This window comes from Streptomyces mirabilis (assembly GCF_018310535.1).
In the GTDB taxonomy this organism is placed as follows: Bacteria; Actinomycetota; Actinomycetes; order Streptomycetales; family Streptomycetaceae; genus Streptomyces.
This window is the reverse complement of the sequence record NZ_CP074102.1, coordinates 5,726,429-5,750,376: the sequence shown is the minus strand read 5'-3', so window position 1 is coordinate 5,750,376 and position 23,948 is coordinate 5,726,429. Positions and strand designations below refer to the sequence as shown.

The following is a 23,948-nucleotide window of genomic DNA, read 5'->3' as shown; positions in this document are numbered from 1 at the left end:
AGGGCCCGGCAGCGGCGTCCGAAAGAGCGCCGACGACGCCGACGGGCGAGGGACCGAAACGCCGGCCGCGGACAGCGCAGCCGCCACCTCGTCCTCGCTCGCCCACGCCAGCGCCTCAATCACCCGATCGAGTGCCCAGCTCACGTCAGTGCGTATGACCACTCGCGGCGGGCGCCGACGCCGCGTTCTTGACCGTCAGAGGCAGCAGCTTCTTGCCGGTCGGGCCGATCTGGATGCTGGTGTCCATCTGGGGGCAGACACCGCAGTCGAAGCACGGGGTCCAGCGGCAGTCCTCGACCTCCGTCTCGTCGAGGGCGTCCTGCCAGTCCTCCCAGAGCCAGTCCTTGTCGAGGCCGGAGTCGAGGTGGTCCCAGGGGAGGACCTCCTCGTAGGTCTTCTCGCGGGTGGTGTACCAGTCGACGTCCACGCCGAAGGCGGGGAGGGTCTTCTCGGCGCAGGCCATCCAGCGGTCGTACGAGAAGTGCTCGCGCCAGCCGTCGAAGCGGCCGCCGTCCTCGTAGACCGCACGGATGACGGCGCCGATGCGGCGGTCACCGCGGGAGAGCAGGCCCTCGACGATGCCGGGCTTGCCGTCGTGGTAGCGGAAGCCGATGGAGCGGCCGTACTTCTTGTCGCCGCGGATCTTGTCGCGGAGCTTCTCCAGGCGGGCGTCCGTCTCCTCGGCGGAGAGCTGGGGCGCCCACTGGAAGGGGGTGTGGGGCTTGGGGACGAAGCCGCCGATCGACACCGTGCAGCGGATGTCGTTCTGGCCGGAGACCTTGCGGCCCTCGGCGATCACGTTCATCGCCATGTCGGCGATCTGCAGGACGTCCTCGTCCGTCTCCGTCGGCAGGCCGCACATGAAGTACAGCTTCACCTGGCGCCAGCCGTTGCCGTACGCCGTGGAGACGGTCCGGATGAGGTCCTCCTCCGAGACCATCTTGTTGATGACCTTGCGCATGCGCTCGGAGCCGCCCTCCGGCGCGAAGGTCAGACCGGAGCGGCGGCCGTTCCTCGTCAGCTCGTTCGCCAGGTCGACGTTGAAGGCGTCCACACGGGTCGAGGGGAGGGACAGGCCGATCTTGTCCTCCTCGTAGCGGTCGGCCAGGCCTTTGGCGATGTCACCGATCTCCGAGTGGTCGGCGGAGGAGAGGGACAGGAGGCCGACCTCCTCGAAGCCCGTCGCCTTCAGGCCCTTCTCCACCATCTCGCCGATGCCCGTGATCGAGCGCTCGCGCACCGGGCGGGTGATCATGCCCGCCTGGCAGAAGCGGCAGCCGCGCGTACAGCCGCGGAAGATCTCCACCGACATCCGCTCGTGGACCGTCTCGGCCAGGGGGACCAGCGGCTGCTTGGGGTACGGCCACTCGTCGAGGTCCATGACCGTGTGCTTGGACACCCGCCACGGGACGCCCGACTTGTTGGGCACGACACGGGCGATACGGCCGTCGGAGAGGTACTCGACGTCGTAGAACGCCGGGATGTAGACGTTGCCCGTCTTCGCCAGGCGGAAGAGGACCTCCTCGCGCCCGCCCGGGCGGCCCTCCGCCTTCCAGGCCCTGATGATCTCCGTCATGTCGAGCACGGCCTGCTCGCCGTCACCGATGATCGCCGCGTCGATGAAGTCGGCGATCGGCTCGGGGTTGAACGCCGCGTGGCCGCCGGCCAGGACGATCGGGTCGTCGAGCGTGCGGTCCTTGGACTCCAGCGGGATCCCGGCCAGGTCCAGGGCCGTCAGCATGTTCGTGTAGCCCAGCTCCGTGGAGAAGGACAGACCGAAGACGTCAAAGGCCTTCACCGGGCGGTGACTGTCCACCGTGAACTGGGGGACCCGGTGCTCACGCATCAGCTCCTCCAGGTCCGGCCAGACGCTGTACGTGCGCTCGGCGAGGACGCCCTCGCGCTCGTTCAGTACCTCGTAAAGGATCATGACGCCCTGGTTGGGCAGTCCGACCTCGTACGCGTCCGGGTACATCAGCGCCCAGCGGACGTCACAGGCTTCCCAGGGCTTGACCGTGGAGTTGAGCTCTCCGCCGACGTACTGGATCGGCTTCTGCACATGCGGGAGCAGAGCTTCGAGCTGTGGAAACACCGATACAGCGGCTTCGGCAGACATCTCGCGAACCTTCGTGAGCTGGGAGGTACTGACAGGGGTGACCATCCAGACTAACGCGGCCGGGACCGGCCCCCGTACGCCTCAGACGGCACCCTTGTCCTCGATCGCCTCCCACTCCCCCGGCAGCGCCGCCTCCAGCGCCGCCGCGCGCTGCTCCTGGCGGCCGTACAGCACTCCGTACGTGAACGCGTTCTCGCCCGCCTCGTGCGCCTCGGTCGCCAGCTCCCGCAAGGTCCCGCGGACCATCACGCTGTCCTGGTGGTCGCCCAGCAGCGTCTGCAGGGACTTCATCGACTTGACCAGGTCGGCGGCGGGATTGCCGAGGGCGGGGGTGGCCGCCTCGGCCGCGTAGCGCGTGCGCTTGGCCTTCTTGCGGGCGTCGTGCATCGCGAGGTCGCGCTCGGAGCCGGGCGGCAGCTCCAGGGCCTCGCCGACCAGGTCGGCGACCTTCTTGAAATCCTTCCGTACGGCCTTGGCGATCACTTTCTCGGGCTTCTTCGAGGCCGCCTCCAGCAGGGGCGGGCCGGCCACCAGGGTGTCCAGCGTCGTCAGCAGGTCCAGGTAGCGCTTGCCGTCCAGTACGGCGATCAGGCGTTGCCTGGAGCCGGAGCGGCGGGCCCCCGACCAGGTGCTCACACGGGCCTGGACGGGACCCGTGACCAGTTCGGACGGGAGGTCGTCGAGCGCCGCCGTCAGGTGCTCGGTGAGGACCTCCTGGTCGCGGTCGACGCCCAGCTCGGCGGCGAGCCACTTCAGCTCGACGCCGATCGGGTCGGTGACGGTGCGGTCGAGGATCTTGCCGTACGAGCGGAAGGTGCTGCGGAGGCGGCGGGTGGCGACGCGCATACGGTGCACGGAGTCGGGCACGTCGCGGCGGACGGCGGGGTCCAGCTCGACGATCGCGTCGCGCTGGGCTCGGACGTAGACGAGGACGTGGTCGCCGGCGGTGCGCGGGGCCGAATCGGGGGGTTCGGGCTTCGCGGCCGTCACCGTCGCCGTCGCCTTCGCCTTCGACGCGTCAGCGACTTTGTCGGCTTTCCCCGCCTTGCCCGCTCTCCCCGCCTTGCCCGTCTTCTCAGCCTTCTCGGGCTTCTCCGGCGCCGCGGACTTCCGGGGGGCCGTGTCGTCGAGTGCCTTGGCCAGTTTGGACGCGGAGGCGGAGCGTGTGAGGCCCGCCTTGCGGAGCTTCTTCTCGACCTTGTCGAGGAAGGCCGGATCGCCGTCGTCGGCGAGTTCCACCTCGATCTCGGTCCATTCCGCGCTGCCCGCGCCGCCACTGAGGCGCTCCGCATGGACGCGGTCGACGCTGACCTCGGCGAGGAGGGTGCCGGAGGCGTCGACGAGGTGACGGACGTCGCGGGCCGACAGGAGACGTACGACGGGGACCAGTTCGGCCTCGCGGATGCGGGAGCGGACGAGGGCGGTCAGGTCTTCGGGGACGGTGTCGGAGAGGGGGGCGCGGATTTCGTCGCGGACGCCCTCGGAGACGGGGAGTTTGAGGTGCCAGCCCGCGTCGTCGCCGCCGGTGCGGCGGCGGAGGGTGAGGGAGGCGGTCGCGAGCCGCTGGTCGGCCGTGTCGTAGTAGGTGGCGTCCAGTTCGGCTACACCCTTGTCGATGACGCCCGAGACTCCCGGGACGTCGGTCAGGTCCGGGAGTGGCGCGTCGCCGCCGGCCGGGGGACCCTCGTACTTTCGCTCGATTTCGCGCTTGGTGTCCGCCATGAACTGAATCTAGTGGCTGTCGGGCCGGGATGGCAGTACCAGCCCGTGCCGGGACCTCCGGGAACGACCGGATCTCGCCCCCGCCGCCCCTACCCCGTCCCATCCCCAGGGGCTCCGCCCCTTCAACCCCACCAGGGGCGCTGCGCCCCCTGGACCCCCGCATCGGCCTGAACGGCCTCGTCCTCAAGCGCCGGACGGGCTGAAGGCGCGGGCCAGGCGGAGGCTTTTAGGGGCGCGGGGAACTGCGCGACCAGCCCCCACCAGCCCGCGGCCAAAGAACCTCCCGGCCGGCGGGGATCCGGGGCGCAGCCCCGATGCCCCAGGGGCGCGGGGAACTGCGCGACCGTCGCCCACCGGACCGCAGCGGGGCGCAGCCTCGACCCACCCGCGGACAAGGAACCCCCACCCACCAACGCACCCCCTCCCGACCAACCGCCGGAGGCCTACGCCGACATGGGGCGCTGGACTCTGATCGACTGCAACAACCCCACCGCCACCCACACCGCGAACATCGACGAACCGCCGTAGGAGACGAAGGGCAGGGGAAGGCCCGCCACCGGCATGATGCCGAGGGTCATGCCGATGTTCTCGAAGGCCTGGAAGGCGAACCAGGCGATGATGCCGGCGGCGACGATCGTGCCGTACAGCTCGGTGGTCTCGCGGGCGATGCGGCAGGCCCGCCACAGGACGACGCCCAGCAGGAGCAGGATCAGGCCGGCGCCCACGAAGCCCAGTTCCTCGCCCGCGACCGTGAAGACGAAGTCTGTCTGCTGTTCCGGGACGAACTGGCCCGTGGTCTGGGAGCCGTGGCCCAGGCCCGTGCCGAAGAGGCCGCCGGAGCCGATGGCGATACGGGCCTGGTTGGTGTTGTAGCCGACGCCCGCCGGGTCGAGGTTGGGGTTGGCGAAGGCGGCGAAGCGGTTGATCTGGTACTCGTCGAGGATCTTGAGCCGCCAGATCGCCACCGCGCCCAGCGCACCGGCGCCGAGGAGACCGAACACCCAGCGGTTGGAGGCGCCGGAGGCGAGCAGCACACCGAGCACGATGATGACCGCGACCATGATCGTGCCCAGGTCGGGCATGAGCAGCACGACCATCATCGGGACGGACGCGAGGCCCAGCGCCTGCAGCACCGTGCGGTGGTCGGGGTACTGCTTGTCACCCGCGTCCACCCGGGTGGCCAGCAGCATCGCCATGCCCAGGATGATCGTGATCTTGATGAACTCGGCGGGCTGGAGCGACAGACCGCCCACGACGAGCCAGTTGCGCTGGCCGTTGATCGTCGCGCCGATCGGGGTCAGCACCAGCAGGATCATGAAGACCGAGAGGCCGTACAGGATCGGGACCGCCGTACGCAGGGTGCGGTGGCCCAGCCAGATCGTGCCGACCATCAGGCCGAAGCCGATGCCGGTGTTCATGAGGTGGCGGATGAGGAAGTAGTACGGGTCGCCCTGGTTGATCTCGGTGCGGTTGCGGGTCGCCGAGTAGACGAGGGCCGAGCCGATCAGGGAGAGCGCGAGGGCCGACAGCAGTATCGGCCAGTCCAGGCGGCGGGCCAGGGAGTCACGGGCGAAGAGCCGTGACATCCCGCCGCGGGCGGGGCCGTAGCCGGAGACGGAGAAGTTGTTCGCTCCGGTCATGTCAGGATCCTCGTCCCCCGCCGCTTCTTCGGACGGTTCGTACGCCTTCGGGTGTTCCGGTTACTGGCCGTCGGGGACGGCGTGGTGCCCGCGGGCAGTTGCTGGTCGGTGGCCCCGGGCGAGGGCGACTCGCTGGCCTGGAGGTCCTTGACCGGGTCCTTGGAGATCTCCGGAGTGTCGATCGAACCGTCCGTCTGGATCTTCGGGAGGCCCTTCTGGGGGGTGGGGAGGAGGGCCTTCGAGTTGTCGATGGAACCGTCGGCCTGGACGCCGTAGAGCGCGTTGTAGATGTTGCGCACGGCCTCACCGGAGGCACCGGAACCCGTACCGGCCTGGGCGATGGTCATGACGACCGTGTAGTCCTTGGTGTATGTGGCGAACCAGGACGTGGTCTGCTTGCCGTAGACCTCGGCGGTACCGGTCTTGGCGTGCAGCGTGATCTTGTCCTGCGGCCAGCCGCCGAACTTCCAGGCGGCGGTACCGCGGGTGACGACGCCTTCGAGGGCCGAGTTCATGCCCTTGAGCGTGTCCTTGCTGACCGGGAGCTTGCCGCTGACCTTGGGCTTGATCTCCTGGACGGTCTTGCCGTCGGCGCTGACGATCGCCTTTCCGATGGTCGGCGCGTGGATGGTGCCGCCGTTGGCGAGCGCCCCGTAGATCATGGCCTCCTGGATCGGGGTGACAAGGGTGTCGCCCTGACCGATGGAGTAGTTGATCTCGTCACCCTCGCGCATCTTGTTGCCCTCGAGGCAGTTCTCGTACGCGATCTTCTGGACGTAGTCGCCGTCCTTCTTGCCGGTCTTGCACCAGACGTCCTTGTTGGCCTTCCAGTAGCTCTGCTTCCACTGGCGGTCCGGGACGCGGCCGGTGACCTCGTTGGGCAGGTCGACGCCGGTCTCCTTGCCGAGGCCGAACTGGTGCGCGGCCTTGAAGAAGTAGTCCTTCGGCTCCCCCTTCTTGGGGTTGATGCCGCCGTCCTTCTTCCACTCGTTGTCAGCGAGGCCGTAGAAGACGGTGTCGCAGGAGACCTCGAGGGCCCGGCCGAGCGAGATGGGGCCGAAGTTCTCGCCCTCGAAGTTCTTGAAGACCTGGCCGCCCACCGAGTACGAGCTGGTGCAGGGGTAGCCGCCGTCCCACTCGTAGCCGGCCTCGACCGCGGCGGCCGTGGAGACCACCTTGAAGGTCGAACCGGGCGCGGACTGACCCTGTATGGCCCTGTTGAGCAGCGGGTAGTCGGAGTTCTTCCCGGTGAGGGCCTTGTAGTCCTTGGCGGAGATGCCGCCGACCCAGGCGTTCGGGTCGTACGTCGGGGCGGACGCCATGGCGACGATCCGGCCGGTCTTGGCCTCCATCACCACGACGGCGCCCGAGTCCGCCTTGTAGTTCTCGCCGGTGATCTTGTCGAACTGCTGGCGGGCGGTCTTCATCGCCGTGTCCAGCTCGTACTCGGCGACCCGCTGGACGCGGGAGTCGATGCTGGTGACGAGGTTGGAGCCGGACTGGGCCGCGTCGCTCTTGGCCTTGCCGATCACGCGACCGAGGTTGTCGACCTCGTAACGGGTGACGCCTGCCTTGCCGCGCAACTCCTTGTCGTACTGGCGCTCGAGGCCGGAGCGGCCGACCTGGTCGGAACGGAGGTAGGGCGAGCTGCTGTCCTTGGCCTGGGTGATCTCGGCGTCCGTGACGGGCGAGAGATAGCCGAGGACCTGAGCGGTGTTGGCCTTGCCGGGGGCGGCGTAGCGGCGTACGGCCTCGGGCTCGGCGCTGATGCCGGGGAAGTCCTCGGAGCGCTCACGGATCTGCAGGGCCTGCTTGGCGGTGGCCTCGTCGGTGATGGGGATGGGCTGGTACGGGGAGCCGTTCCAGCAGGGCTGCGGCGTCTTCGCGTCACACAGCCGGACCTTCTGGATGACGTCCTCGGGCTTCATGTCCAGCACGTCGGCCAGCTTCGTCAGGACCGCCTTGCCGTCGTCCTTCATCTTCAGCAGATCGGTGCGCGAGGCCGAAACCACGAGCCGGGTCTCGTTGTCGGCGATCGGCACTCCGCGCGCGTCGAGGATCGAGCCGCGTACGGCGGGCTGGACGACCTGCTGGACGTGGTTGCCGGAGGCTTCCTTGGCGTACTCCTGGCCGTTGCGGATCTGGAGGTACCAGAGGCGGCCGCCGAGGGTGCCGAGGAGGGAGAGGACGAGGATCTGGATGACCACGAGTCGGATCTGTACCCGTGGGGTCCTGCCGGTCTCGGGAATGTTGGTCACTGGTGCTGCCTCCCCCTCTCAGAGTGGGTACGGGACACGGGCGCGCGCGCCATCTGCGTACGGGGCGCCACATGCGTACGAGTCATACGAGTACACGGCGAACCTGGAGGCCTCGACCCCGGGGTCGGACAACTGTCTTGCCCTCACAGGCGCTTGACCCCCTTGATGCGCCCCGCGCGGGCGACGCGCGCCCGGGCGGCCTTGACCCGGTGGCCGCGCTGGCTGCCGATGCGCAGGCCGGTGCCGGAGGCCAGCCAGCCCGAGGAGACGTCGGCGGCCTTGGCGCTGTTGGAATCGGCCAGCGGATTGCTCTCGGAGCGCCGGGCCAGGGCCATCAGCCCCGGAACCACGAACGGCGCGAGCAGCAGGTCGTACAGGGCGGCCGTGAACAGCAGGCTGCCCAGGCCCACATGGCGGGCGGCGGTGTCGCCGACGAGGGCGCCGACACCGGCGTACAGCAGGGTGGAGCCGATCGCGGCGGCGACGACCACGGCCATCGGGCCGGTCGCCGACTTGAGCTGGCCGTTCTCCGGCTTCGCCAGCCCCGCGAGGTAGCCGATGACGCACAGCACGAGGGCGTAGCGCCCGGCGGCGTGGTCGGCGGGCGGGGCGAGGTCGGCGAGCAGACCGGCGGCGAAGCCGATGAGGGCGCCACCGACGTGGCCGTAGACCATGGCGAGGGCCAGCACGGTGAGCAGGACGAGGTCCGGGACGGCGCCCGGGAGGTGGAGACGGGCGAGGACGCTCACCTGGATCACCAGGGCGACCACCACCAGAGTGGCGGAGAGCAGCATCCGATTGAAACGCATGGGGATTCAGCTCCTACGGCGTCTGGCCGGTGACGGGCTCGGACGCCGAGGGGGTGACCGTCACGGTCACGGTCGGCGTGGGCGTCGGTTTGGGCTTGGCCGGCAGCACCGTGTCACGTGGGTCCTTGCGGGGGGCCTCTACGACGACACCGACGATGTCGAGCTTCGAGAACGAGACGTACGGCGTGACGTAGATCGTGCGGGTCAGGTCGCCGCCCGACGGGTCGACACGGGAGACCACGCCGACCGGGACGCCGGGCACGAAGGGCTTGTCGGCCTGCGAGCCGAAGGTGACCAGCCGGTCCCCCTTCTTGATCTTCGCCTTGCCGTTGAGCATCTCCACCCGCAGCGGGCGGTCACCCTGACCGGAGGCGAATCCGAGCTCGTCGCTGGACTCCATCCGCGTACCGACGGTGAAATCGGGGTCGTTGGCGAGCAGCACCGTGGCGGTGTCCGGACCGACGGTGGTGACGCGACCGACGAGCCCGTCGCCGTTCAGGACCGTCATGTCGCGCTGGATACCGTCGTTGCTGCCGACGTCGATGGTCACGGTCCAGGAGAAGCCCTGGGCGGCTCCTATGGCGATGACCTCGGCGCCCTTGATGCCGTACTGTCCGGCGCCGGCCATCTTCAGCATCTTGTCGAGCTGGTTGAGACGGCTGCGATTGCGGTCGTCACTGCCGAGCTTGGCCTTCAGCGCCGTGTTGTCATGCTCGAGTTGGGCGATGCGATCGTGTCGGCTGTCCGAGTCGCGGACCGCGGCGATCGCGTTGCCGACGGGGTCGACCGCGGAGGACACCCCGTTCTCGATCGGGCCGAAGACCGCCGCGGCGGCCTGGCGGGCACCCTGGACCGGTGAGTCCTGTCCACCACGGATGTCCACCGTGATCAAAGCGAACGCGATGGCGATCAGCAGCACCAGGAGCAGCCGGCTCTCTCGTGTGTCCCTCACGTGCGGCGGCCGTGCCTTCCTCGTCGGTGTCAACAGGAACGCACCCCGAGCGAGTGCTGACGCCCAAGGGTGTTATGGGGGAGCTTATGCCTCAATATCAACGATCCGCCGCACGAGAAGCGATCATCCCGTACGGCGGAATCGAAGAGTTACCTCATCTGCGCGGCTGGGCGTCCAGAACCTGCTGGAGCGCCTCGAATTCCTCGACGCACTTGCCGGAGCCGAGCGCCACGCTGTCCAGCGGGTCCTCGGCGATGTGGATCGGCATACCGGTCTCGCGGCGCAGGCGCTCGTCGAGGCCGCGCAGCAACGCCCCGCCGCCCGTCAGAACGATTCCGCGGTCCATCACGTCACCCGACAACTCCGGCGGGCACTTGTCGAGCGTCGTCTTCACGGCGTCGACGATCGCGTTGACCGGTTCCTCGATCGCCTTGCGCACCTCGGCCGCGGAGATGACAACGGTCTTGGGCAGCCCGGAGACGAGATCCCGGCCGCGGATCTCGGTGTGCTCGTCGGTGTCCAGGTCGTACGCCGAACCGATCGTGATCTTGATCTGTTCGGCGGTGCGCTCACCGAGAAGGAGGCTGTACTCCTTCTTGATGTGCTGGATGATCGCGTTGTCCAGCTCGTCGCCCGCGACACGGATGGACTGGGCGGTGACGATGCCGCCGAGCGAGATGACCGCGACCTCCGTGGTGCCGCCGCCGATGTCCACCACCATGTTGCCGGTGGCCTCGTGGACCGGCAGGCCGGAGCCGATGGCCGCGGCCATGGGCTCCTCGATGATGTGCACCTGGCGAGCGCCGGCCTGGGACGACGCCTCGATGACGGCACGGCGCTCGACACCCGTGATGCCCGAGGGCACACAGACGACGACACGGGGACGGGCGAGATAGCGCCGCTTGTGGATCTTCAGAATGAAGTAGCGGAGCATGCGCTCGGTGATCTCGAAGTCGGCGATGACACCGTCCTTCAGTGGACGCACGGCAACGATGTTGCCGGGGGTCCGCCCGATCATCTTCTTCGCCTCCGCGCCGACCGCGAGGATGCCACCGGTGTTGGTGTTGATCGCGACGACGGACGGCTCGTTGAGTACGATCCCGCGACCCCTGACGTACACCAGCGTGTTGGCGGTCCCGAGGTCGACAGCCATGTCACGGCCGATGAACGACATTGAGTTCCCCATCAGGATTCGTCTGGCCTTCCCAAGCGGAGCTTTGACGGCTTTTTAGGAACGGCGAGGTGGGTGCAGTGACGTGAAGGTCTCCATCGTAGACGCGCCTGCACGAACACTGCGCGAGGGTCTTCGCCATTGTCAGCATGCGTGGCGCCGCCCCGCTTGTGGAGACGGCCCAACGGGGGCACGCGTTCCCCCGATCGGCACGCATATGCCGCGGGACGGCCGGAATTTCCACGGCCGTCCCCGATCAGGCATCGGGCCGGGACGTAAGTCCTTTACAAGCCTTTGCAAGCCGTTACAAGAACATCTTGTAATCGTGATGTCTGTGCGGCGTCGACGCGACTTGGACGGCGGCTCGGGCGCGACTCGGAAGTGTCCGGGAAGTGACTCGGACGCGACTGCGAGGAGGTGTCAGACGCGGCCGGGGAAGAAGATCTTCAGCTCGCGCTCGGCGGACTCCTCGGAGTCGGAGGCGTGGATCAGGTTCTCGCGGACGATCACACCGTAGTCGCCGCGGATGGAACCGGGGGCGGCGGCGATGGGGTCGGTGGGGCCGGCGAGCGCGCGCACGCCCTCGATGACCCGCTCGCCCTCGACGACCAGCGCCACGACCGGGCCGGACGCCATGAACTCCACCAGCGGCTCGTAGAACGGCTTGCCCTTGTGCTCGCCGTAGTGCTGCTCCAGCGTGTCCTGGTCCAGTGTGCGCAGCTCCAGCGCGGTGATCTGCCAGCCGGCCTTGCGCTCGATGCGGCTGATGATCTCGCCGGTCAGGCCGCGACGGACGGCGTCGGGCTTGAGGAGGACGAGGGTGCGCTGGCTCACGGTGGTGGCTCCTTCGGGTCACAAGTGTGCGGGTGACCGAGGCTACAGGGCGTGTCTGGGTGGGTGTTACGCAGAGTCAGGTGGGCGGGGCGTTCGGGGTTCCACCGGGTTCTTCGGGGTTCTTCAACTGCGGGCGGGTGGGAGCTGGTTGCGCAGGGCGAAAAAGCCTACGCCGGGTTCCCGCCCGCCTCCGTCTGCGCAGCGAACCTCGCCTTGGCCTCGTCGATCTTCCGCCCATAGTGCACCGAGGCCCACCACAGCGCGGCGAAGATCGCCCCCAGGAAGAACATCGACCCCACGACGAAACCGCTGGCGATCAGCGCGATCTGCAGGACCCAGCCGAGCTGGACACCCCCGGGCCGGGTGATCATCCCGCAGAGCAGCACACTCACCGCCATGAAGATCCCGCTGACCGTCCACACCGTGGCCAGGGACAGATCGGGATCCTTCATGGCGACGAGCCCGGCGAAGCCGATGACGAAGAACTCGCCGATCAGAGTGGAAGCACAGAGCGTACGCACAGCGGTCAGCCCCTCCTCAGGAGCAGTCGGGCCTCGCCGACGGTGATGACGGAGCCGGTCACGAGAACGCCGCCGCCCGCGTACTCGCCCTCCTCCTCGGCCAGCGTGATCGCCGCCTCGATCGCGTCGTCGAGCCGCGGCTCCACCTGCACCCGATCGTCGCCGAAGATCTCGACGGCGATACCGGCGAGCTCGTCGGCGTCCATCGCGCGATGGCTGGAGTTCTGGGTGATCACGACCTCGGCGAAGATCGGCTCGAAGGCTTCGAGCAGCCCCCGCACGTTCTTGTCGCCGCTCGCACCGACGACGCCGATCAGCCGGCTGAAGTCGAAGGCCTCGCCCACGGCCTCGGCGGTGGCACGGGCGCCCGCCGGGTTGTGCGCGGCGTCCAGGACGACGGTCGGCGAGCGCCGTACGACCTCGAGGCGGCCCGGCGAGGTGACGGAGGCGAAGGCCTTGCGCACGGTGTCGATGTCGAGCCGCTGGGCGTGCGCCGCGCCGACACCGAAGAACGCCTCGACCGCGGCGAGCGCCACGGCGGCGTTGTGCGCCTGGTAGGGACCGTGCAGCGGCAGGAAGATCTCCTCGTACTCACCACCGAGCCCGCGCAGTGTGATGAGCTGCCCGCCGACGGCGACCTGCCGGGCGACGACCCCGAACTCCAGGCCCTCCCGGGCCACGGTCGCGTCGACTTCCACGGCCTTCTTCAGCAGCACCTGGGCCGCGTCCACCGGCTGCTGAGCCAGGATCACGGTCGCGTCCTGCTTGATGATGCCGGCCTTCTCGGTGGCGATCTCGCCGGGCGTCTCGCCGAGCCGGTCGGTGTGGTCGAGGTCGATGGGGGTGACGACGGCGACGTCACCGTCGATCACGTTGGTGGCGTCCCAGCTGCCGCCCATGCCGACTTCGACGACGGCGACGTCGACGGGGGCGTCGGCGAAGGCGGCGTACGCCATGCCGGTGAGCACCTCGAAGAACGACAGCCGGTACTCCTGCTGTGCGTCGACCATCTCGATGTACGGCTTGATGTCGTTGTACGTCTCGATGAACCGCTCGGCGGGGATCGGGGCGCCGTCGAGGCTGATCCGCTCGGTGATCGACTGGACGTGGGGGCTGGTGTACCGGCCGGTACGCAGCTCGAAGGCGCCGAGGAGGGCCTCGATCATGCGGGCGGTGGAGGTCTTGCCGTTCGTGCCCGTGATGTGGATCGAGGGGTACGCGCGCTGGGGCTCGCCCAGGACGTCCATCAGCGCGGCGATCCGGCTGACGGAGGGCTCCAGCTTGGTCTCGCCCCAGCGGCCGGCGAGCTCGGCCTCCACCTCGCGCAGCGCCTTGTCGACCTCGGGGTCGGCCGGGCGCACGGGCACGTCGGCCTGCCGGCCCGCGTCGGCGCCCTGGGCGCGCAGGGTGCGGCTGCCGGCCGCGATCACCGCGAGGTCGGGGTCTCGGTCGGTCTCGGCCGCGACGATCTCGTCGAAGAGACCGTGCGGGTCGCTGGGATCCGGCTCGTCTGACTCGCTGCTGTCGTGCGGGGGGAGCTCACTCACGCTGCCAGTCTACGGAGCCGAACCCGCCCCGAGTCTCTCGCCCCCGCCGCCCCTACCCGTCCCGTCCCCGGGGGCTCCGCCCCCAGACCCCCGAGGCGGGTTCTTCGGCTGCGGGTTCTTCGGCTGCGGGCGAGTGGGGGCCGGTCGCGCAGTTCCCCGCGCCCTGGGGCACGGGGCTGCGCCCCGGCGTCCCAGGCTTGCCAAGCCCCCACCGGCCCGCGGCCAAACGAATCCGGTGGGCGGGGGATGCGGGGCGAAGCCCCGCCTCAGGGGCGCGGGGAACTGCGCGACCAGCCCCGCACCCATCCGCAGACGACGGACGCCGAAGGCCCCCGGGACCAGTGAGGTCCCGGGGGCCTTCGTTCACCTGCGACAGAGCCGTTACGCCACCGGGAGGCGTTCCAGCTGGGCCTGGATGCGGGCGATGTCCTCGTCCGCCTTGGCGAGCCGCGTACGGATCTTGTCCACGACCTGGTCCGGCGCCTTGGCGAGGAACGCCTCGTTGCCGAGCTTGGCGTTCGCCTGGGCCTTCTCCTTCTCGGCGGCGGCGAGGTCCTTGGCGAGCCGCTTGCGCTCGGCCGCGACATCGATCGTGCCGGAGAGGTCGAGCGCCACCGTGGCCCCGCCGACGGGAAGCGTCGCCGTGGCCGCGAAGGCCTCGCCCTCCGGCTGCAGCCGCAGCAGCTGGCGGATGGCCGCCTCGTGCGGGGCGAGGGCGGTGCCGTCCAGCGTGAGGCGGGCCGGGACGCGCTGGCCGGGCTGCAGCCCCTGGTCGGCACGGAAGCGGCGGACCTCCGTGATGACCTGCTGAAGCGTCTCGATCTCACGCTCGGCGCCCGCGTCGCGGAAACCGGAGTCGGTCGGCCAGTCGGCGATGACGACCGACTCACCGCCGGTCAGCGTCGTCCACAGCGTCTCGGTGACGAAGGGGACGATCGGGTGGAGGAGGCGGAGGGTGACGTCGAGGACCTCGCCCAGGACACGCCCGGAGACCTTCGCCGGCTCGCCGCCCGCCATGAACGTCGTCTTGGACAGCTCGACGTACCAGTCGAAGACCTCGTCCCACGCGAAGTGGAACAGGACGTCCGAGAGCTTGGCGAACTGGAAGTCGTCGTAGAGCGCGTCGACTTCGGCGACCGTCGCGTTGAGACGGGAGAGGATCCAGCGGTCGGTCGCCGACATCTCCGAGGCGTCCGGCAGCGGGCCCTCCACCGTCGCGCCGTTCATCAGCGCGAAGCGGGTGGCGTTCCAGATCTTGTTGGCGAAGTTGCGCGAGCCCTGGACCCAGTCCTCGCCGATCGGGACGTCGACACCGGGGTTGGCGCCGCGCGCGAGCGTGAACCGGAGCGCGTCCGAGCCGTACTTGTCCATCCAGTCCAGTGGGTTGACCGCGTTGCCGAAGGACTTCGACATCTTCTTGCCGAACTGGTCGCGGACCATGCCGTGCAGGGCGATGGTGTGGAACGGCGGGGTGCCGTCCATCGCGTACAGGCCGAACATCATCATCCGGGCGACCCAGAAGAAGAGGATGTCGTAGCCGGTGACCAGGACGGAGTTCGGGTAGAACTTCGCGAGCGACTCGGTCTGTTCGGGCCAGCCGAGGGTCGAGAAGGGCCACAGGCCGGAGGAGAACCAGGTGTCGAGGACGTCGGTGTCCTGGTGCCAGCCCTCGCCGGTCGGGGCCTCGTCGTCGGGACCAACGCAGACGACCTCGCCGTTCGGGCCGTACCAGACCGGAATGCGGTGGCCCCACCACAACTGCCGCGAGATGCACCAGTCGTGGAGGTTGTCGACCCAGTCGAAGTACCGCTTCTCCATCTCCTGCGGGTGGATCTTGACCCGGCCGTCACGGACCGCGTCACCGGCGGCCTTGGCGAGCGGGCCGACCTTGACCCACCACTGCATGGACAGCCGCGGCTCGATGGTGGTCTTGCAGCGCGAGCAGTGGCCGACCGAGTGGACGTACGGCCGCTTCTCGGCGACGATCCGGCCCTCGGCGCGCAGCGCGGCGACGATGGCGGAGCGGGCCTCCAGCCGGTCCAGGCCCTGGAACGGACCCGGGACCGTGATGACCGCGTGCTCGTCCATCACGGCGATGTTCGGCAGGTTGTGGCGCTGGCCGATCTCGAAGTCGTTCGGGTCGTGGGCCGGGGTGACCTTGACCGCGCCCGTGCCGAACTCCGGGTCGACGTGGGTGTCCGCGACGACCGGGATGAAACGCTCGGTGAGCGGGAGGCGGATGTTCTTGCCGACGAGGTGCTTGTAGCGCTCGTCGTCGGGGTGCACGGCGACGGCGGTGTCACCGAGCATGGTCTCGGCACGGGTGGTGGCGACGACGATCGTGTCGTCCCCCTCCCCGTACTTCATGGAGACCAGCTCGCCGTCGTCGTCCTGGTACTCGACCTCGATGTCCGAGATCGCCGTGAGGCAGCGCGGACACCAGTTGATGATGCGCTCGGCGCGGTAGATCAGCTCGTCGTCGTAGAGCTTCTTGAAGATGGTCTGGACGGCCTGGGACAGACCCTCGTCCATGGTGAAACGCTCGCGGGACCAGGCGACACCGTCGCCGAGGCGGCGCATCTGGCCGGAGATCTGTCCGCCGGACTCGGCCTTCCACTGCCAGACACGCTCGACGAAGGCCTCCCGGCCCAGGTCGTGGCGGGACTTGCCCTCCTTGCCCAACTCCCGCTCGACGACGTTCTGCGTGGCGATGCCGGCATGGTCCATGCCGGGCTGCCACAGCGTCTCGTAGCCCTGCATGCGCTTGCGGCGGGTGAGGGCGTCGATGAGGGTGTGCTCGAAGGCGTGCCCGAGGTGCAGGCTGCCCGTGACGTTCGGCGGCGGGATGACGACGGTGTAGGGCGGCTTGTCGCTCTTCGCGTCCGCCTCGAAGTAACCGCGTTCTACCCAGCGCTCGTACAGCGTCCCCTCTACGTCGGCCGGCGCGTACTGGGTCGGCAGTTCGGAAGTGGGCGCTGATTGCGGCTGCTGAGAGTTCTCGGTCACGGGGCCAGTTTAGAGGTGCCGCGCCCCTGTCCCGAAACGCGATTCTTTCTTGACATCCTCCCTGCAGTGACCTGCTGGGATTCCTTGCAGCCCTCGACATCCACTGGAAGACGGGCCGTCCCGGATGAGGGGTTCAGGGGTTCACGCGTGCGCCCGGCACGGGTGCGGGGCATCGCAGGCCGGGCATGGCCTGCCGGTGCGTGCTGTTCACCGCAATGTCCTGCGGCAATGGCAGTGCCCTTCGAAGCACGAAGGGCGCTGGTGAGGATCACGACCGAGGCATTGCGATCCGCGTCGTCGGTGTGCCCGCACCCAGTACAGATGAACGTGTCGCGGCTGACACGCGACGCAGGGCCCCGGAGGTGGCAGACTCCGCACGCCTGCGAGGTCCTCGCAGGGTGCACCAGAATGAAGGCAGATCCGTAGGCCGGGCATTCGTAGACGAGCCGGCGGCGCCGCTCCCCCGGCAGATTGTCGAGGATGGCCCGGTTCAGGGCGGCTTTCCGAGAGACGTGCACGCCGGGTTTGGCGCGCGTACCGCTCGCACTCCGCGTCATCTGCTTCACACGAAGATCTTCGATGGCGACCAGGCCGTGGTTCTTGGCCAGGTTGCAGTGAGCTTATGTGTGAAGTCCAGGCGTCGACGGGCCTGTCGGGCCTTGAGCTCCGCGATGGAGCGGAGCGTCCTTCGTAAGCGGTTGCTGAATCCGCCTCCTCGATGCTTCTTGGCTTGCACGATCTGCCGCTCCTTGCGGCGTTCGAGTCCGGTCAGCCTCTGCTTCTCGCCCTCCGTCAGCGTCTGGGGCATGAGCCGTGGCTCCGTCTCGTCGGACAGGTACGCCGCTTGCTTCACCCCGAAGTCCACTCCAACCGACGGATGCCCATTCGGTGGCGTTGCCGTCCTCCCGATGTGCACGCCGAAGCTGACGTACCAGCGGCCCCCTGGCGTTGACAACGATGCGACACCGGCCCGTTCTCACCGGCGAGCTGCAATCACTCACCGAACACACGATGCGCGAGGCGGCGCGGCAACTCGACGCGGGGATAGAGGAGTTTCACGGCCAGGCCGACCTCATCCACGTAACCGTCAGCTATCCGGATTACGTTTCCGTGGCAAACCTGGCCAAGCAACTCAGAGGAGCTACAGCTAGGGCCATACGGCGTTCACAAGACATAAAAGGACATGTGTGGTCGAAGACGTACTCCGCCGCTTCTGTCGGCGCGGACTCGTCCGCCAAGTTCGACCAGTACGTCGAACGTCTGGAACAGCCTGTCAACAACTAGGCATCAATAGACCCCACGTGTCCCGCACCCTTCGCCCTTCCGTCAAGATGTCAGGAACACATAAGCATCTGGAGGGGAACCCAGAGATGAGCTACAACCAGCCGGGCCCGTACGGCGGGCCGCCCCAGCAGCCCGGACCATACGGTCAGCCGGGGCAGCAGGGCCCTTACGGCCAGCCGCCGCAGGCACCCCAGCCCGGTTACGGCTACCCGCAGCAGGCTCCTCCGCAGCCCGGCTACGGCTACCCCCAGGCTCCCCAGGGCGTCCCGCCCCAGACTCCCCCGTACGGTCAGCAACCCGGGTACGGTCAGCAGCCCCCTTACGGGCAGCAGCCTCCCTACGGCCAGCAGGCCTACGGCGCCCCGCAGCCGCCCACGCCCGGCGGCGGCAAGAAGAAGACGGCGCTCATCATCGGCGCGGTCGCGGTCGTCGCCGCGATCGCCGTGGCGGCCTATCTCGTCATCGGTGGTGGCAGCGGCAGCGGTTCGGTCGCGGACGACGGCCCGCACAAGCTGACGACGCCCGCGACGGTCATCAACGGCACGTACAAGAAGTCCGACAGTTCCGGTGACACTCCCACGATGTCCGACAGCGACATCAAGGACTTCGAGAAGTGGGGCGTGAAGAACGCCAAGGACGCCGGCGCGGGCTACGCGAACGGCACGGGCTTGACCGCGAAGAACCTGTCCTTCAGCGGTGTGTACGGCACCATCGACGACCCGGAGGCCGTCGTCGACGCCATGTTCGCCAAGCTGAAGACGGAGTCCGAGAAGGACCAGAGCAAGGACAACACCAAGGGCAAGCTGCTCGGCAGCCCGCAGGAGTTCAAGCCCTCCGGCTTCAGCAACGGCATCCTGAAGTGCCAGGCGGCCGAGATCACGAACACCGAATCGTCGACCTCGACGGCCGGCGCTCCCAAGACCGTGAAGGTGCCCCTGTGCGTCTGGGGCGACCACAGCACGGTCGCCTCCGTCACCTCGGTCGACATCGCCGCCTTCCTCACCGGCAAGAGCGGCTCGCTGGACGACGCGGCCGCCACCGCCGCCAAGCTCCGCAACGACGTCCGCGTCAAGATCTGACCGCACGCGTCAACCGCGAGCACAGCAACGGCGAAGGGGCCCCGGTCGGTTGACCAGGGCCCCTTCGCCCTACGTCCGTGCGGTGGCGGTTACGCCGTCTTCTGCTCGCCCGGGCCGCGCCCGCGGGCGTCGCGCGGGATCAGCGTCGGGTTGACGTTGGACAGGACGACGTCCGCCGTGATGACGACCCTCGCCACGTCCTTGCGCGAGGGAACCTCGTACATCACCGCCTGGAGGACCTCCTCCATGATGGCGCGCAGGCCGCGCGCGCCGGTCTGGCGGAGGATCGCCTGGTCGGCGATGGCTTCCAGGGCCTCGCGCTCGAAGTCCAGCTCCACGCCGTCGAGTTCGAACAGGCGCTGGTACTGCTTCACGAGCGCGTTGCGCGGCTCCACGAGGATCTGGAGGAGCGCCGGCCGGTCGAGGTTGTGGACCGAGGTGATGACGGGCAGTCGGCCGATGAACTCGGGGATCATGCCGAACTTCACCAGGTCCTCGGGCATGACGGCCTCGAACTGGTCCTTGGACTCGAGCTCGCGCTTGGAGCGGATCGTCGCGCCGAAGCCGATGCCCTTGGCACCCGCCCTCGACTCGATGAGCTTCTCCAGGCCCGCGAAGGCGCCGCCCACGATGAACAGGACGTTCGTCGTGTCGATCTGGATGAACTCCTGGTGGGGGTGCTTGCGTCCGCCCTGGGGCGGAACGGAGGCCGTCGTGCCCTCCAGGATCTTGAGCAGCGCCTGCTGGACGCCCTCGCCGGACACGTCTCGCGTGATCGACGGGTTTTCGCTCTTACGGGCCACCTTGTCGATCTCGTCGATGTAGATGATGCCCGTCTCGGCCTTCTTGACGTCGTAGTCGGCCGCCTGGATGAGCTTCAGCAGGATGTTCTCGACGTCCTCGCCGACGTACCCCGCCTCCGTCAGCGCCGTCGCGTCGGCGATGGCGAACGGGACGTTGAGCATGCGCGCGAGCGTCTGGGCGAGCAGAGTCTTGCCGGAGCCCGTGGGGCCCAGCAGGAGGATGTTGGACTTCGCCAACTCGATGGCGTCGTCCCGGTTCTGACCGCCGCCGTTCTCACCGGCCTGGACCCGCTTGTAGTGGTTGTACACCGCGACTGAGAGGGCCTTCTTGGCCGACTCCTGGCCGACCACGTACCCCTCGAGGAACTCGTAGATCTCGCGGGGCTTCGGGAGCTCCTCCCAGCGGACCTCGCTCGTTTCCGCGAGTTCTTCTTCGATGATCTCGTTGCAGAGATCGATGCACTCGTCGCAGATGTACACACCGGGGCCTGCGATGAGCTTCTTGACCTGCTTCTGGCTCTTGCCACAGAACGAGCACTTGAGCAGATCGCCGCCGTCACCGATGCGTGCCACGGTGTGCTTCCCCTTCGCCTGGGAGACGCCTAGGTCCAGCGGCTCCTGGTGCTGCCTTATGTCCGACGGTACCTTGCCGAGCCCCCCGTTCGGGCCCCCCTTGGCGCGGTTCACTTTGTCGTGAACCACACCAAGGAGCGGCAGACGATACAGCGATACGTCAGACGATCGCGGAACTGTTCATCTTGCGGGTGGAGATGATCTGGTCGATCAGGCCGTAGGCCAGCGCGTCCTCAGCGGTGAGGATCTTGTCGCGCTCGATGTCCTCGCGGATCTTCTCGATCGGCGTGGTCGAGTGCTTGGCCAGCATGTCTTCCAGCTGCGCACGCATCCGGAGGATCTCGTTCGCGGCGATTTCGAGGTCCGAGACCTGGCCGCGGCCGGTCTCGCTGTAGGGCTGGTGGATCAGCACGCGGGCGTTCGGAAGCGCCATGCGCTTGCCCGGCGTACCGGCGGCCAGCAGGATCGCGGCGGCCGAGGCGGCCTGACCCATGCAGACCGTCTGGATGTCGGGCTTCACGAACTGCATCGTGTCGTAAATGGCCGTGAGGGCCGTAAACGAGCCACCGGGGCTGTTGATGTAGACCGAGATGTCACGGTCGGGGTCCATCGACTCCAGGCACAGCAGCTGCGCCATGACGTCGTTGGCGGAGGCGTCGTCGATCTGCACGCCGAGGAAGATCACGCGCTCCTCGAACAGCTTCGCGTACGGGTCGTACTCACGCACGCCCTGCGAGGTGCGCTCGACGAAGCGCGGGATGACGTAGCGGGACTCCGCACGAGGACCGGTGTACTCGGCCTGCGTGCGGGCGTAGAGGCCGCTGCCGGGGAAGTCGTTCACTGTGTCTCCTGAAGAGCCTGTAAGAGCCTGGGGCGGTCGGCTGGGGGCGCTGGAGGGCCGTCTGCGCCGCTCCGGGGCACTGGGTGCGCCCGGAGGGCGGCACAGGGGCCACGCGCCGCCCTGGGGGCACTGAGGGGCTTACGACGCCCCGGTGCCGCCACCGCCCGGCATACCGGCAGCGGTGGGCACGATGTCGTCGATGAGGCCGTACTCCTTGGCCTCGATCGGGTCGAACCAGCGGTCGCGGTCCGAGTCACGAGTGATCTGCTCGACCGTCTGACCGGTGTGGAAGGAGGTCAGCTCGGCCATCCGCTTCTTGGTGTGCAGCAGCCGCTCGGCGTGGATCTTGATGTCCGACGCGGAGCCCGCCAGGCCGGCCGAGGGCTGGTGGATCAGGATCTCGGCGTTCGGCAGGGCGAAGCGCTTGCCGGGGGTGCCCGCGCTGAGCAGGAACTGACCCATCGAGGCCGCCATGCCCATGGCAATCGTCACCACGTCGTTCTTGATGAACTGCATGGTGTCGTAGATCGCCATGCCGGCCGTGATCGATCCGCCGGGGCTGTTGATGTAGAGGTAGATGTCCTTGTCCGGGTCGGCGGCAAGGAGCAGCAGCTGCGCCGTGATCTTGTTGGCGATGTCATCGTCGACCGCCTGGCCGAGGAAGATGATCCGCTCGCCGAGCAGTCGGTTGTAGACCTGGTCGCCGAGGCCACCACCGAAGGGTTCGCCGGCAGCTGTGGGCATCAGATTCGTCACGTATCCACCTGCTCGTCTTACGACGGCGCCGGGCCGTCTCACGTCTTCTGCTGGGGGCGTGGGACCCCGGTGCGACAACCGCCCGGGGCGGCTTCGGGGACTCCCCTGCCCTCGTATTCATGGACCCTAACGCGCGGGTCCCTCCGGGGAATCCCGCAGAAGGAACTGTTCGCTGTGAGCGCATGCGCTCCGCTGGGTTGGACAGGGGGTTTGGCGGAGCTGCGCCCCGTCGGGGGCGCGGGGAACGGCGCGATCCGCCCCCTCCCCCCGCGCACAAAGTCGCGATCGCGTCCGCCACGGGCGGTCCAACGGCGGGTGCGGCCTGTCGTGGGTTGCTCGCGCAGTTCCTCGCGCCCCCGAAGGCCGACGGGCCCCCGGGGGCAAGAAGTCCCCGGGGGCCCGTCGTAGAGCTGTTGAAGCGCCGTGGGCTTACGCCTCGGGCTTCTCCTCGGAAGTCTCGGCGGAGGCCTCGTCACCGTCAGTGACCTCGGCGACGACCTCGGTGGCCGACTCGGTCTCGTCCTCCTCGTCGTCGAGGTCGACGACCTCGCCGTTCGTGTCCTTGACCGTGGCGGCCTCGACGACGACCGCGAGGGCCTTGCCGCGGGCGACCTCGCCGACCAGCATCGGGACCTGGCCGCCTTCGACGACCGCCTGGGCGAACTGGTCGGGGGACATGCCGGAGGAGGCCGCACGCCGCATGAGGTGCTCGGTGAGCTCCTCCTGGTTGACGTTCAGCTTCTCCTTGTTGACGAGCTCGTCCAGGACGAACTGGGTCTTGATGCCCTTGATCGCCGCTTCCTTGGTCTCGGCGTCGAACTCCTCCTCGGTCTTGCCCTGGATCTCCAGGTACTTCGCGAGGTCGAGGCCCATCTGGCCGAGCTGGTGGTGCTCGAGGTTGTGCTTACGGGTGTTGATCTCGTCCTCGAGCAGCTTCTCGGGGACCGGGACCTCGACCAGCTCGAGCAGCTTCTCCAGGACACGCTCCTGGGCCTGCGTGGCCTGGTCGTACTGCTTCATGTTCTCGAGGCGCTTGCGGCTGTCCGCCTTGAGCTCGTCGAGGGTGTCGAACTCGGAGGCGAGCTGCGCGAAGTCGTCGTCCAGCTCGGGCAGTTCGCGCGCGGCGACCTGGGTGACCTTGACGGTGACCTCGGCCTCCTTGCCGGCCGCCGAGCCGCCCTTGAGCTCGGAGGCGAAGGTGGCCTCGCCACCGGCCTCCAGGCCCTTCACGGCCTCGTCGATGCCGTCCAGCAGCTCACCGGAGCCGATGGTGTAGGAGACGTCGGAGGCGACGCCGTCCTCCAGCACCTCTCCGTCGACCTTGGCCTCCAGGTCGATCGTGACGACGTCGCCGTCCTGGGCGGCGCGCTCGACCGGCGAGGTGGACGCGAAGCGCTCACGGAGCTCCTCGACGGCCTTCTCGACGTCCTCGTCGGCGACCTCGACTGCGTCGACCTCGACCTCGATGCCGGAGTAGTCCGGGATCTCGATGGTCGGGCGGACGTCGACCTCGGCGGTGAAGTTCAGCGTTTCGCCGTCCTTCAGCTCCGTGATGTCGACCTCGGGCTGGCCGAGGACGTTCAGCTCAGCCTCGTTGACCGCTTCGGTGTAGAACTTCGGGAGCGCGTCGTTGACGGCCTCTTCGAGCACGGCGCCGCGACCGAACCGCTGGTCGATGACGCGCGCCGGGATCTTGCCCTTCCGGAAGCCCTTCACCGTGACCTGCTGGTTGATCTTCTTGTACGCCGCGTCGAGGCTGTCCTTGAGCTCCTCGAAGGGCACCTCAACAGTGAGCCGAACCCGAGTCGGGTTCAGGTTCTCCACGGCGCTCTTCACGGTTCGGTCTCCTTGTGGCTGACTTCTTGGGGGTACTGCTGCGGGGTTCTGCTGTTTGTTTCTGCCGAGATCGGGCAGAGCCTCAGCGGATTCGCGGCCCTTGAGAGACGTAACAGTGCAGACACACGGGCGCGCAACCTGCATAGTAACCGCAGGCGGTACACGCCCCAAAAGGCGATCTTGCGATCCCGGCCATCGGC

General features: G+C 68.4%; 19 protein-coding genes. 2 read left to right on the top strand and 17 right to left on the bottom strand.

Going from position 1 to position 23,948, the window contains the following annotated elements:
- Positions 1-145: 145 nt before the first annotated feature.
- From SMIR_RS25360 to SMIR_RS25300, 13 genes are all read right to left on the bottom strand, one after another.
- Positions 146-2,116: a TIGR03960 family B12-binding radical SAM protein gene (locus SMIR_RS25360; RefSeq protein ID WP_168491496.1), complete on the bottom strand. Its 1,971-nt coding sequence runs from the start codon at positions 2,114-2,116 to the stop codon at positions 146-148.
- Positions 2,117-2,197: 81 nt separating this feature from the next.
- Positions 2,198-3,838, bottom strand: a complete 1,641-nt coding sequence (locus SMIR_RS25355) for a CYTH and CHAD domain-containing protein (protein ID WP_212727415.1) — start codon at positions 3,836-3,838, stop codon at positions 2,198-2,200.
- Positions 3,839-4,281: 443 nt separating this feature from the next.
- Positions 4,282-5,478 (bottom strand): rod shape-determining protein RodA, encoded by a 1,197-nt coding sequence (rodA, locus tag SMIR_RS25350; RefSeq protein WP_168491500.1) that lies wholly within the window; start codon positions 5,476-5,478, stop codon positions 4,282-4,284.
- Positions 5,475-7,736, bottom strand: a complete 2,262-nt coding sequence (gene mrdA, locus SMIR_RS25345) for a penicillin-binding protein 2 (protein WP_168491502.1) — start codon at positions 7,734-7,736, stop codon at positions 5,475-5,477. Before mrdA ends, rodA begins: the two co-directional genes overlap by 4 nt.
- Before the next feature lie 143 nt (positions 7,737-7,879).
- Positions 7,880-8,545 (bottom strand): rod shape-determining protein MreD, encoded by a 666-nt coding sequence (gene mreD / locus SMIR_RS25340; RefSeq protein ID WP_101405178.1) that lies wholly within the window; start codon positions 8,543-8,545, stop codon positions 7,880-7,882.
- A 13-nt stretch (positions 8,546-8,558) separates the two neighbouring features.
- Positions 8,559-9,497 carry a rod shape-determining protein MreC gene (gene mreC / locus SMIR_RS25335; protein WP_101405177.1) on the bottom strand — a complete coding sequence of 313 codons (939 nt, stop codon included), beginning with the start codon at positions 9,495-9,497 and terminating at the stop codon, positions 8,559-8,561.
- A gap of 154 nt (positions 9,498-9,651) precedes the next feature.
- Complete coding sequence (locus SMIR_RS25330) at positions 9,652-10,671, bottom strand: rod shape-determining protein (protein WP_081217257.1); 1,020 nt, start codon at positions 10,669-10,671, stop codon at positions 9,652-9,654.
- Between the two features lie 417 nt (positions 10,672-11,088).
- Positions 11,089-11,502 (bottom strand): nucleoside-diphosphate kinase, encoded by a 414-nt coding sequence (gene ndk, locus SMIR_RS25325; protein ID WP_054231901.1) that lies wholly within the window; start codon positions 11,500-11,502, stop codon positions 11,089-11,091.
- Between the two features lie 167 nt (positions 11,503-11,669).
- Entirely contained in the window at positions 11,670-12,023 is a 354-nt protein-coding gene (locus tag SMIR_RS25320; RefSeq protein ID WP_168491505.1) for a DUF4233 domain-containing protein, read from the bottom strand.
- Between the two features lie 5 nt (positions 12,024-12,028).
- Positions 12,029-13,570, bottom strand: a complete 1,542-nt coding sequence (gene folC, locus SMIR_RS25315) for a bifunctional tetrahydrofolate synthase/dihydrofolate synthase (protein WP_168491507.1) — start codon at positions 13,568-13,570, stop codon at positions 12,029-12,031.
- 381 nt (positions 13,571-13,951) lie between these two features.
- A complete protein-coding gene (locus tag SMIR_RS25310; RefSeq protein ID WP_168491509.1) occupies positions 13,952-16,576 on the bottom strand; it encodes a valine--tRNA ligase in 2,625 nt (874 codons plus the stop codon).
- Positions 16,573-17,133, bottom strand: coding sequence for a zinc ribbon domain-containing protein (locus SMIR_RS44970; protein ID WP_422664524.1), 561 nt, complete (start codon positions 17,131-17,133; stop codon positions 16,573-16,575). Before SMIR_RS44970 ends, SMIR_RS25310 begins: the two co-directional genes overlap by 4 nt.
- Before the next feature lie 5 nt (positions 17,134-17,138).
- Positions 17,139-17,492, bottom strand: a complete 354-nt coding sequence (locus SMIR_RS25300; protein ID WP_283959586.1) for a transposase — start codon at positions 17,490-17,492, stop codon at positions 17,139-17,141.
- A gap of 41 nt (positions 17,493-17,533) precedes the next feature.
- On the opposite strand from SMIR_RS25300, the gene tnpA reads away from it, so the two are divergent.
- Together tnpA and SMIR_RS25290 are read left to right on the top strand one after the other, a co-directional pair.
- Positions 17,534-17,860 (top strand): IS200/IS605 family transposase, encoded by a 327-nt coding sequence (gene tnpA, locus SMIR_RS25295; protein WP_168491515.1) that lies wholly within the window; start codon positions 17,534-17,536, stop codon positions 17,858-17,860.
- 86 nt (positions 17,861-17,946) lie between these two features.
- Positions 17,947-18,939 carry a hypothetical protein gene (locus tag SMIR_RS25290; protein WP_168491518.1) on the top strand — a complete coding sequence of 331 codons (993 nt, stop codon included), beginning with the start codon at positions 17,947-17,949 and terminating at the stop codon, positions 18,937-18,939.
- A gap of 89 nt (positions 18,940-19,028) precedes the next feature.
- Here the strand turns inward: SMIR_RS25290 and clpX are convergent, their stop codons facing one another.
- The 4 genes from clpX to tig all read right to left on the bottom strand — a co-directional run bounded on the left by clpX (position 19,029) and on the right by tig (position 23,748).
- Positions 19,029-20,315 (bottom strand): ATP-dependent Clp protease ATP-binding subunit ClpX, encoded by a 1,287-nt coding sequence (gene clpX / locus SMIR_RS25285; protein ID WP_054231969.1) that lies wholly within the window; start codon positions 20,313-20,315, stop codon positions 19,029-19,031.
- 160 nt (positions 20,316-20,475) lie between these two features.
- Positions 20,476-21,156 carry an ATP-dependent Clp protease proteolytic subunit gene (locus SMIR_RS25280; protein WP_054231896.1) on the bottom strand — a complete coding sequence of 227 codons (681 nt, stop codon included), beginning with the start codon at positions 21,154-21,156 and terminating at the stop codon, positions 20,476-20,478.
- Positions 21,157-21,294: 138 nt separating this feature from the next.
- On the bottom strand, positions 21,295-21,900 hold the full coding sequence (locus SMIR_RS25275) for an ATP-dependent Clp protease proteolytic subunit (RefSeq protein ID WP_054231895.1): 606 nt from the start codon (positions 21,898-21,900) through the stop codon (positions 21,295-21,297).
- 441 nt (positions 21,901-22,341) lie between these two features.
- The gene (gene tig, locus SMIR_RS25270) at positions 22,342-23,748 is read right to left on the bottom strand and encodes a trigger factor (RefSeq protein ID WP_168491520.1); all 1,407 of its coding nucleotides are present in this window, start codon (positions 23,746-23,748) and stop codon (positions 22,342-22,344) included.
- Between the last annotated feature and the right edge of the window lie 200 nt (positions 23,749-23,948).

Coding starts and splice junctions, on each gene's coding strand:
- SMIR_RS25360 (WP_168491496.1), bottom strand. CDS start 2,116: ATGTCTGCCGAAGCCGCTGTATCGGTGTTTCCACAGCTCGAAGCTCTG.
- SMIR_RS25355 (WP_212727415.1), bottom strand. CDS start 3,838: ATGGCGGACACCAAGCGCGAAATCGAGCGAAAGTACGAGGGTCCCCCG.
- rodA (WP_168491500.1), bottom strand. CDS start 5,478: ATGACCGGAGCGAACAACTTCTCCGTCTCCGGCTACGGCCCCGCCCGC.
- mreD (WP_101405178.1), bottom strand. CDS start 8,545: ATGCGTTTCAATCGGATGCTGCTCTCCGCCACTCTGGTGGTGGTCGCC.
- SMIR_RS25330 (WP_081217257.1), bottom strand. CDS start 10,671: ATGTCGTTCATCGGCCGTGACATGGCTGTCGACCTCGGGACCGCCAAC.
- SMIR_RS44970 (WP_422664524.1), bottom strand. CDS start 17,133: ATGACGCGGAGTGCGAGCGGTACGCGCGCCAAACCCGGCGTGCACGTC.
- tnpA (WP_168491515.1), top strand. CDS start 17,534: ATGCGACACCGGCCCGTTCTCACCGGCGAGCTGCAATCACTCACCGAA.
- SMIR_RS25290 (WP_168491518.1), top strand. CDS start 17,947: ATGAGCTACAACCAGCCGGGCCCGTACGGCGGGCCGCCCCAGCAGCCC.
- SMIR_RS25275 (WP_054231895.1), bottom strand. CDS start 21,900: ATGCCCACAGCTGCCGGCGAACCCTTCGGTGGTGGCCTCGGCGACCAG.